At 26.0% G+C, this 10,219-nt stretch carries 3 protein-coding genes; all 3 read left to right on the top strand.

Going from position 1 to position 10,219, the window contains the following annotated elements; genetic code table 4:
- Nucleotides 1-4 precede the first annotated feature (4 nt).
- Nucleotides 5-700, top strand: a complete 696-nt coding sequence (locus ACXX88_RS00990; RefSeq protein WP_458559322.1) for a pseudouridine synthase — start codon at nt 5-7, stop codon at nt 698-700.
- A gap of 211 nt (nt 701-911) precedes the next feature.
- Nucleotides 912-5,123 (top strand): hypothetical protein, encoded by a 4,212-nt coding sequence (locus tag ACXX88_RS00985; protein WP_458559321.1) that lies wholly within the window; start codon nt 912-914, stop codon nt 5,121-5,123.
- A gap of 18 nt (nt 5,124-5,141) precedes the next feature.
- Nucleotides 5,142-10,211, top strand: a complete 5,070-nt coding sequence (locus ACXX88_RS00980) for a hypothetical protein (RefSeq protein ID WP_458559320.1) — start codon at nt 5,142-5,144, stop codon at nt 10,209-10,211.
- Nucleotides 10,212-10,219 lie beyond the last annotated feature (8 nt).

Here is a 10,219-nt window from a genome sequence, read left to right as displayed (position 1 = left end):
TACAATGAAAAGAATAGAAAAAATAATTTCGGATAATTGCAATCTCTCTAGAACAGAAATTAAAAAGTTAATTTTAAAAGGTCAAATTCTTGTAAATAATTCTAAAATTAAAGTAGGTCAATTATTTCAAGAAAGCGATTTACAAATCACAATTAATGGGAATTATCTTTATTTAAGAGAAAAATTTATTTATATTTTATTAAATAAACCTGCCGGATATGTTTGTGCAAATAAAGATAATTTACATAAAACAGTTTTCAATTTACTTCCTGAATCTATTACTAATATAAAAAATCTACATACAATCGGAAGATTAGATTTAGATACAGAAGGACTACTGATAATTACAAATGACGGCGAAAGCACTCATAATCTTTTAGCACCTAAAAAACACATAATTAAAAAATATTATGTAGAGTTAGATAAAGAAATCAATTTTGATTTTTTAAAAGAAAAATTTGCACAAGGTTTTTACATTTCCCAAACCGAAAAAGTTAAACCTTCCTTTTTAGAATTAATAGAAAAAAATAAATGTTTTTTAAGCATTAGTGAGGGGAAATTTCATCAAGTAAAAAGAATGTTTCTTTCTTTTGATTATAAAGTTGCATATTTAAAAAGAGTTAAATTTAACAATTTAAATCTTCCTGATGATTTGGAGTTAGGTCAATATAAAATTATTAAAAAAGAAGATTTATTTTAATTATGATATATATATATATATATATACTCTTTGTTATTCTAAAACAATAACAAATTTTAAATATTATTATTTCTTTTATAAAAAATTCTATATTTTAAAAAATATTAAAAAAAGATATTTTAATCAAAATTTACGCATAATTTCTTTTGAAATCCCTATTTGTAAGACAATTTATAAGTATTTTTATATAATTAAAATATAAGGATTAATTATGCAAAAAAAGAAATTTAAAAAATATATAATTCCTACTTTTTTAGGTATCTCTCCTATTTTAGCAGTTGCTTGTAATGAAAAAGTAGAAGTAGAAAAATTTGATAATAATGATAAAGAAATAGAAATTAAAAAAATAGATAATAAAACTACAGAAAATTCAGCTAATATTAAAGTTTTTTTAGAAAAACCCGTTTTTCAAAATGGTAATTTTTCTTTAACTTATGATAATCAAAATGTTAATGGAAACTTATCAAGCGATAAAAAATCTATAACATTTTTCATAAATAATTTATCATCAAATAAAATATATACTTTTGACATTAAATATAATGGAAAATCACTAAAAACTAAACAACAAGAAAGTCAATTCTTGTTTAAAACTAAAAAACAAGAAAAGCAAGAAAATCCTAACCCCGGTATAACTAAACCACCTACAAAACCTAATCCGGATAAAAATCCAAAACTTCCAGAAAATCCAACTTCCCCTACAAAACCAAAAGATAAAGATAATGAACCTGTTCAAGAGAAAAAAGATAATTTTACAATATCAAGTATTTCTTGAAAAGATGTCAATACAAATAATGTTACTTTAACTTTAAACTTTTCTAACTACTCACTTTCTGATTCAAACAAAAATAATCTTTTAGTTACTATTTCAGATGGACAAAATCATACTCAAAATCTTTTAATAACTGAATCACCTACAATTTTTACAACTTTTAATTCTCTTCTAGCAAATACAACTTATACTTTAACTTCTGTGTTGTTAAATGGAAAGACTTTATCTTTACCAAGTGATAACTTAAGCATTACAACAGCAATGGAACAAAAAGAAATAGAACCTGAAACACCACCAAAAAAAGAGAAAAAAACCTATCATTTACAAAATACCACAATTTCTAATATTCAAACTAATAAAGCACAAATTACCATTTCTTTAGATACTTCATTAGATTCATCAGATACTGCAACTTTATCCATTCAAGACACAAGTGGGCAACGTTTAGATTTTAGTAGTCCAAAATCAAATAATACAAATTTAACTTTTGATTTATATAATCTTAAAGCAAATACAACATATTATCTTACTAATCTACAAATAGGAACTCAAAATATTTCTTTAAATAATAAGTCTTTTATAACAAATAATAACGATGTAGAATTTAATAAAATAGACTACTCTCTTTTAGATCCATTTACAAAATACGATGAGCAAGTAAGCAAATTTAATGCAAAAGATAATTTACATATTAAAGACATTTCTTTAATTGATAATAAAACTTTATGATTTTCTTTTGATCATTTACCTACTTTAAAAAATAACGATTTTACCTTTACATTTAACGGACATACTTATACAACCAAATATAATGGAACTTCCCAAAATATTTTAGTTAATGTAAATAATGCTAATTCAAATAATAGCATTTCTAATATAACTTATGGCATAAATTCCGTAGAATTTAGTAAAAATATTGTAAATATGAGCAAAACCGGAACAAGTGCTACATACTCCATTAATTCTTTTAACCTTAGTGACAACAAAGTTAATGTCAATGTAAATTATTTACCTAATTCAGCAAATAATAAATACCTCATTACAATAAAACCTGATGTAAATGCCTATGATGGTGACATAACAGTTGTAGGAACTTATAAAAATGGACATATCGAATCTGAAAATATTATTAAATTTAATCAAGGATATAGTAAATATATTCTTAGTGATGTGGTGGCTCTAAATAATAATTATTCATTTAATGTTCCTGAAGAACTTTCATGACAATCTAATCAAACATTTAATCCTACCATTTCCAAAATACAGTTTGCTGTTGCAGATGCTACAAATAATGCATTTGTAGGGGCAATTAACATCAATGCAACTGATTCAGAAATGGAACAATTTAGAACTAAATATTTAAAACTCACTTTTGTAGATTCAGTACAAAAAAATATTCCAACCGATAGTGAAAGTGACAAAAGAAGTTATGGATATACAGGTGATGGTGGAGATTGATTTGAAAGACAATTTCGTCAAGAAAATACCAAATCAATATTTTTAAATTTTGATGAACTTAAAAAATTCTATTTTACTGGTTTAACTGAAGGAATTACTTGAAAGCTAAATCAAGTACAAATTGTTAATAAATATGATTTATCTTCAGTTATAGACTATGATGACAAAGGACAAGAAGCAAAACTAAAACATCGCAAATTAAGTCTAATTCAACAAAGTGGAATAACTGAATTAAAACCAACTTTAGATGTTTCACAAAATACATACAATGATGCACTTGGAGTTAATTTTATAGCAAATAATTTAAATACAATCAATAGTTATCAATACCAAGAATCACAGTTAACTAACAACATTAATGGAGATGTTCCAGAATCAATACCATTTAATTGACATAACTATACAACTTTAAACAATGCTTATTTAAAAAATACCTTATTTTTAACACATTATAGTGGAGATGTTAATTCATATCTAGCTGGTTCATATTCACAATATAACAATCCTTTACCTGTTGTACTATTTGATAATAATCAAGAATATAACTATGGAGCAATCAAAGAACATGCTCTTGATAAAGAAATGCACGAAAACTCCGATAGAACCGAATTTTATGTAGAAAAAGATCTTAGAAACTTTAAAAATTTAGACACTAGTAAAGAAGCAATTCTTAACTTTAGTTTTGTAGCAAGTCCAAAACAAGTTAACTTTAGACAATTTTCTTTTGGTAGTTTTGATTGAGCTGTTTCTTTTAGTTGAAATAAACTTAATGCAAGTAATAACAAAACTCTTTCAAACATAAAGATTAAACTTTTAGGAAAAACTGAAGATTTATTAAAAAAAATTGGAAGAAAAATCGATTCAAATAGTAACTATCATTTAACATTAAATGACCAACAACTTGAAGACTTAATGAATAAACATCTTAAAGCACAAGTTTCAATAAATGGAGATAAATTAAAAATCTCATTAATTGCTCGGGAAGGGCACATTAATAAAGATATGTACATTCACAATCTTTCTTCAAGTTATTCAACTTTTGTTGATAAAACTTGAAATTATCTATCTATTATGTATTTAAAAAATGGAGAACCTTTTTCATATAAAAATGAGCACACTAAAGCAAAAAATCAATTAAAAATAGATGGATTTGAGTTTGATAAAGATACTAAGTTTAAAAGTGTTGGGTATAATGATGCTGATAATCCTATAAATATTGAAGTTACAACCTGATATACAGATTCTTCGTCAAGAAACGAAATTCAAGATGATATTATTTCTAGATCATTTGGAACTTTTTTTGGAACTGCTTGAATAATAGCTAAAGTTGATCCTGATAATGAAAATGATAATAGATACTATTTTGGAACTAATATTCACGTGCCTGTAAAATCGACTGGATTTATCTCAGCACCAAAACCTCACACTTCTAAAGAAGATGTAAGTTTATTTTTAGGAGATTACTGAAATACAAATAATTCTGTTTTTTGAACATCAGAAAACAATGACAATAAAAGTGTAGATGGAAGTTTATCAAATATTAATGCAAAAAACAGAACAGACTTTAAAATTCATATAATTGATATAAGTGAACTTCTTATATATTACAATGCTCATAAAAATGATCTAAATAAAGAAACTAATCCAAGATTTAAAGTTGCTGAACACGCTGCAAAATGAAAAAATCTAAGACATAATAAAGTATCCAAAATGGGCCGTTATTTGCATCCAAATATGTATTACACAATGTATATGTCTTCTTTCCCTGGTTCTACTAGAAAACATACTAAAAAGAATATTCAGGTTCGCCAAAACTTTATTAGTGACATATTATTTTATCCAGGAGACTTAGTTCCTGAAGCAAAAACAGAAAAACTCGGTTTTATGAAAAAATTTATCTATTCAAATGGTGAAACTATTCTAGGCAATGCAAATTATCAATTAGCAGGTGGTTCTTCTGGAACAGGTTTATATGATCACGAAGGAAATTTCTTGGGAATACATGCTAATGAAGAAAACGGAGAGGCATCTTCATATTTACTATCTTCACAAAGAATTAATTTCTTCGGTGAATTAAATGATTATAACAATAGTTCTTTTGCTTACAAAATACAACGACTAAATCGTTTGTATCCTAAAAAATATAAAATGATTGATATTTTCAATCAATTTGAAAATCCAATTAAAAAATAAGGGGTAATGATGAAAAAAATGAAAAAAATACTTATTTCCAGTGCTCTTGTTACTACAACTTTGTCTGCAATAACAATTTCCTGTGGAAATACAGAAGTAAAAAAGGAAGAAAACTTTGATGCTAAAGTAAAATCAGTTAATGTGCACAATAACTCTGCATTTGTTAAAATACAACTACTTAAAACTTACAAAAATACAGATATTTCCGTATATTTAAGCAAACCATCACAATATGATATACCTAAAATTAGTATTTTATCTGATACATTAACAATTAGTTTTCATAATCTAAAAGCTAATACTGAATATCAAATTGACAAAATTTTTGCTAGAGGCAGTGGTGAATTAAGATTATCACAATCTGATAAGTTAAAATTAAAATTTAAAACACCAAAAAACGAACAAAATGATAAAACGGATGCAAGCATTTTGTCTGTTTATTCAGATTCTACTACTGCTAAAATTAGTTTAAAATTAACTAATAAAAATTTAGATATAACTAAATTATTTGCAACTCTAAATCCTGCTGCAAATGCTGTGATTACAACAAAAAATGATATAATTACTATTAGTTATAACAATCTTACCCCAAATACTGATTATAATTTATCACAACTAAAAATAGGTAATACTATTTTAAAATTGTCTATCAGTGATCAAAATAAATTATTTTTTCATACAGAATCCATTAAGCAAGAACTACAAATTACTCAACTGTCACTTTCAGAAGATAATAGCAAATTATATGTAAAACTAGCAAATGCAAATTCTTCAATGTTTGAAAACAAAGCAAAAATAAAATTAAAAAATATTGCTAATCCTATTACATCAAAATCATATGATGAAAGCACAAATCTATTGACTTTCAATATTTCAAACATCACAAAACCAGAAGATAATAAATTGATAATTTCATATTTAGAAATTGCTGGAAATCCATATCATAGTAATTTATCAATTACTTTTAATACCCCTACTAATCAACCTCAACCTGAACCAGGACTAGAAACACCACCAGAAGATAATAAACCTATTGATCAAAATCCACCAACAGATAATAATCCTGAACCAAGCAAACCAAATACAGAAGAACCAAGACCAGAAACAGATCAATTTACCATAAATTCTATCGATGTAACAAATGTTTCAACTACATCAGCATCACTAAGAATTTCATTTACTTCTGACAGTAAATTACATGATCAAAATATACACACTTTTGATTCAATGTTATCTGATTCTGCTAGTTTACAAGTTACAAACTATAGCGAAGGAAATAATTTATATTTAAATTTTAGTAACTTAACTTCTAATACTACTTATAAACTTTCATCATTAAAATTAAATAATGTTGCTTTGAACTTACCAGACACTAATCCAAATTTTACAACAACAAATGTTAGTGATGAAACATTTGTTAGTGAAAACTTTAAAAGAGTTTTTAATGAATCACATGTTTTTGGTTCATATAGCAAAGAATTATTAAATGCAAATACATATACAGATACAACTGATGCTACAATTAAAGCAGATAGTTCACTAAGTGACTATTTTTCCTTTATTGATAGCAGCGACTATAATCAAGTTTCAAATGATGTTTTAATTCCACAAAAAACAACTGATATTGTTAAATCTACAATCGCTAATAACGGCATTAAGTTAGAAATTAAAACTGTTAATTTAGTTAACAATACACAACTTACTTTAAAATATAAAAAAGCATCTAAAGAACAACTTGATACAGCAACTGAATCAAGTATAAGTGGCGCTGTAAATAATAATTTAGTAACTTTTTCAATTAGTGGTTTATCTACAAATGATTTTGTAAAAATAACAGGATTAAGCAACGACTCTAATCCAATAGAACATTTTAGTGGATTAAATATTGTTTATGAAAATAAAAACTATACAACCGAATCAAGTGCTTTTGAGTTTAGCAGTGAAACTAATTTTGAGGCTAAAAGATGATCAAATAATGGTGTTTCTCTTGAATTTTTTGCTACTAAAAAATCAGATGCAGATTCCAGTGTAGACTTTCCAAAGTACTTTATTAAATATAAACAAAATAATACATTTGGTTATAAAGAATTAAATCGTTCAGCAATAGATGGTTCAAGCAATGTTCGTAAATACAACACATATTTAGCACCAAATGAAGCATTCATTTTTGATAATTATGTAGGATTATCCTTACAAAAAAACTCTGGAAGTGATTCTAAATATTATGATGTAAAATACTTTCCTGGATTTAACAGTTCTTCTGGTCAACTTACTAATAATTACCAAAACCCTATTTTAAATGTTTTATCATCAAAGGTAGAAAACAACAAAGTTGTTGTTAGATATTCTGAGTCTATCCAAGATAGCATAAGTTCAATTAAGTTTTTAGTTAAAAATTTAAATCCATTTGATCCTTATTCTAAGCTTATTAATGCAACAGTTGATAAAACCAATAACAGTGCTTCGTTTGATGTATCAGTTCTACCTAAAAATATCTCTAATTACATTATTACAGCAGCACAATTAGGTGAACAACAAACAGGATTTTCATTTTTAGATAAATATAAATTTAGTACACCGATATCAACTAAAACCTTTAATTTATCTAGTTTTACAACTTATATTGATCAAAATAATAAGAAATTATATGGATCAGTGAAATTTAATTTTGATGCACAAGACTTAAAACTGTTCAAAAATAAATGAATAGTTTTTGAACTAAAACCTGAAATAAAAGAAGGCAATGCCGATGCATATCAATTTGTTTTACCTACAACTTTAAAATTAATTGTTCCTTTTGAAAAACTATGAAAATTCCAAATTTCTGGATATTTTGAAAATACAAAATACACCATTTCTAAAATCTATGCAACCGAAAAACAAAGAATGGATATGTATTATGATAAATTTGAAATTTCCAATAATACGGAAAAATCCTTTAGATATCATTTTAATTATTCATCAAAAGGAAGCAGTCCATATTTATTAACTAATAATTTCGAAGTTAACACCACTACTTCTTATAATGACAATGATTTAATAACTCAAAATAAAAACTTAACTGTTGATGATTTAATTGGATATTGATTAAATAAAGAAACAAAAAGCAAAATTCCTTATTCATTACAAAACCATTTTGCTTTAGTTGAATACGAAAGAATGTGAAAATATCGTACACTTGAAGATGATAGTACTTTAGCTAAAAAGAACTTTATTTTAGTTGATGACTCAGGTAATCAACTTGATTATTACTTTTTTACACCACGTGAAATTCTTGCTAATACTATTTTCAAATTTGGTGAAAAACACCATTCAATTTGAATTGAAAAAGATTTAGATGAATATAAAAACTGAGAAGATTTTAAAAATGAAACATATTTTACTTTTAGATTTGAATTAGAAAATACTAAAATTATTACAACTAAAACTAATCGAAATTCTTCAGTTCCAGTTCCCCGTGGATTGTTATCATTTGTAAATGTTTCAGTTTCTTTTAAAGAACTTTTAGAAAGACACACAATTGAAGATGCAAGTTTTACAATTACCGCAAGAAATGAAGATGCTTTATTTAATCAAACTTTAGTTGCAATAATGAAAGATAGATATTCCTTTAAAATTACTTATGATCAAAATAATAAAAAGTTAAAATTAGAAGTAATTCCAAAAAATTCTGATATTTATTTCACAGATATTTTATCTGAGCATATTTTAGCAAATAAATCAACAGCTTTTGTTGGAAATGTCTTTCTAACTATGAACTATGTTGATAATAAAGTTAATCCAACTAAAAATCCTTCATATCTAGCAAAAGCACTAAAAGATTCGATGTCAATTTCACTCACTGAAACTATCCAATCACGTCAGCAAGCTGAAGAAGGAAAAAGAAACAATTCTTCCTATGATAAATTTCAACAAACATCAAAATTAAAAACTGAAGAAGGAATTGTTAAACGCCTTTATTTAGAAGATAAATTTGATGTATTAAACGATGTAAGAAAAAGAACTTTCGCTTTTGATTACCATGGAAGAGGAACATGAGGTTTATTCAACAAAGTAAAACCAGATGATCCAAACGATCATCGTTACTACATTGTCTCTAACTCCCATAATATCGATTTGCTAGATGATGGTTCTAGTCCTTCATGAGTAAGAGCAGGTCAATCACTAGATGGATTAAACATTGAAAAAAGAACAAGAAGTAATATCCTATCTCCTATTTTCTTAAATAGACCTACTGCTAATACACCTAATAAAGAACCCATTTTAGAAAATCATGGTTTAGGGCACAATATGATTAATAATTTAAGTATTGAAATGGTTTCACACTTTTTTGCAAATGGTAAATCTGATGAAGATTCCTATAAAGATCCTTACTTTCAAGATTTTCGCGATAACTATGGAAATCCACTTAGCAGAGGTGAAAAATATTCAGATATCACTGTTGCAATTATAGACATCTCTTGATTTGAAAATAATTTTGCAAACAAAAATATAGATAGCACTGATTTTACCTTTGAAGGTAAAAAACTCAGTGATGATCAAAAACGAATTATTAAATTCTTTTTAAACTGAAAAACTGCTAAAGAAATTAAAATTTCTAATGAATTATTACATCAAAATGCTTACAACAATTTAAATTGACTTGTTGGTTCTATGCCAGGACAAAATTCTAAAAACCCTGATTCTCCAGTAGGCAAAAACGGACAAACTCGTTTCCGTGAATATTTATTAGGAAACTTCAGATTCCAAGGAAATATTAATAGTCTTGGTTCTTTAAATCATAAAAATGAAACCATTGTATATGGTTGAAATAGTGTTGATTTTGCAGCTGGTTCATCAGGTTCTAATGTTTTTGATAGTCAAGGTAATTTAGCTGGACTTGTAACACAAGATCAAGATGGACAAACTGCAGAACAAGGAACTGCTTCAATTATGTTACTGGATGGACAAAGAATTGGTTACATTGGTAACGGACACAATCCTCAAAATCCTTATTCATTTTATGAAAAAATTCGTTTACTTTCATACTTATTCCCAGAACGATATGGAGCAAAACATTTTTCTGAAAAACCTGCAGATTTATTATAATTTCAAAA

The organism is Mycoplasma sp. 5370 (genome assembly GCF_054343435.1).
Note: the sequence above shows the minus strand (reverse complement) of the source record. Positions and strands in the feature narration are given on the sequence as shown.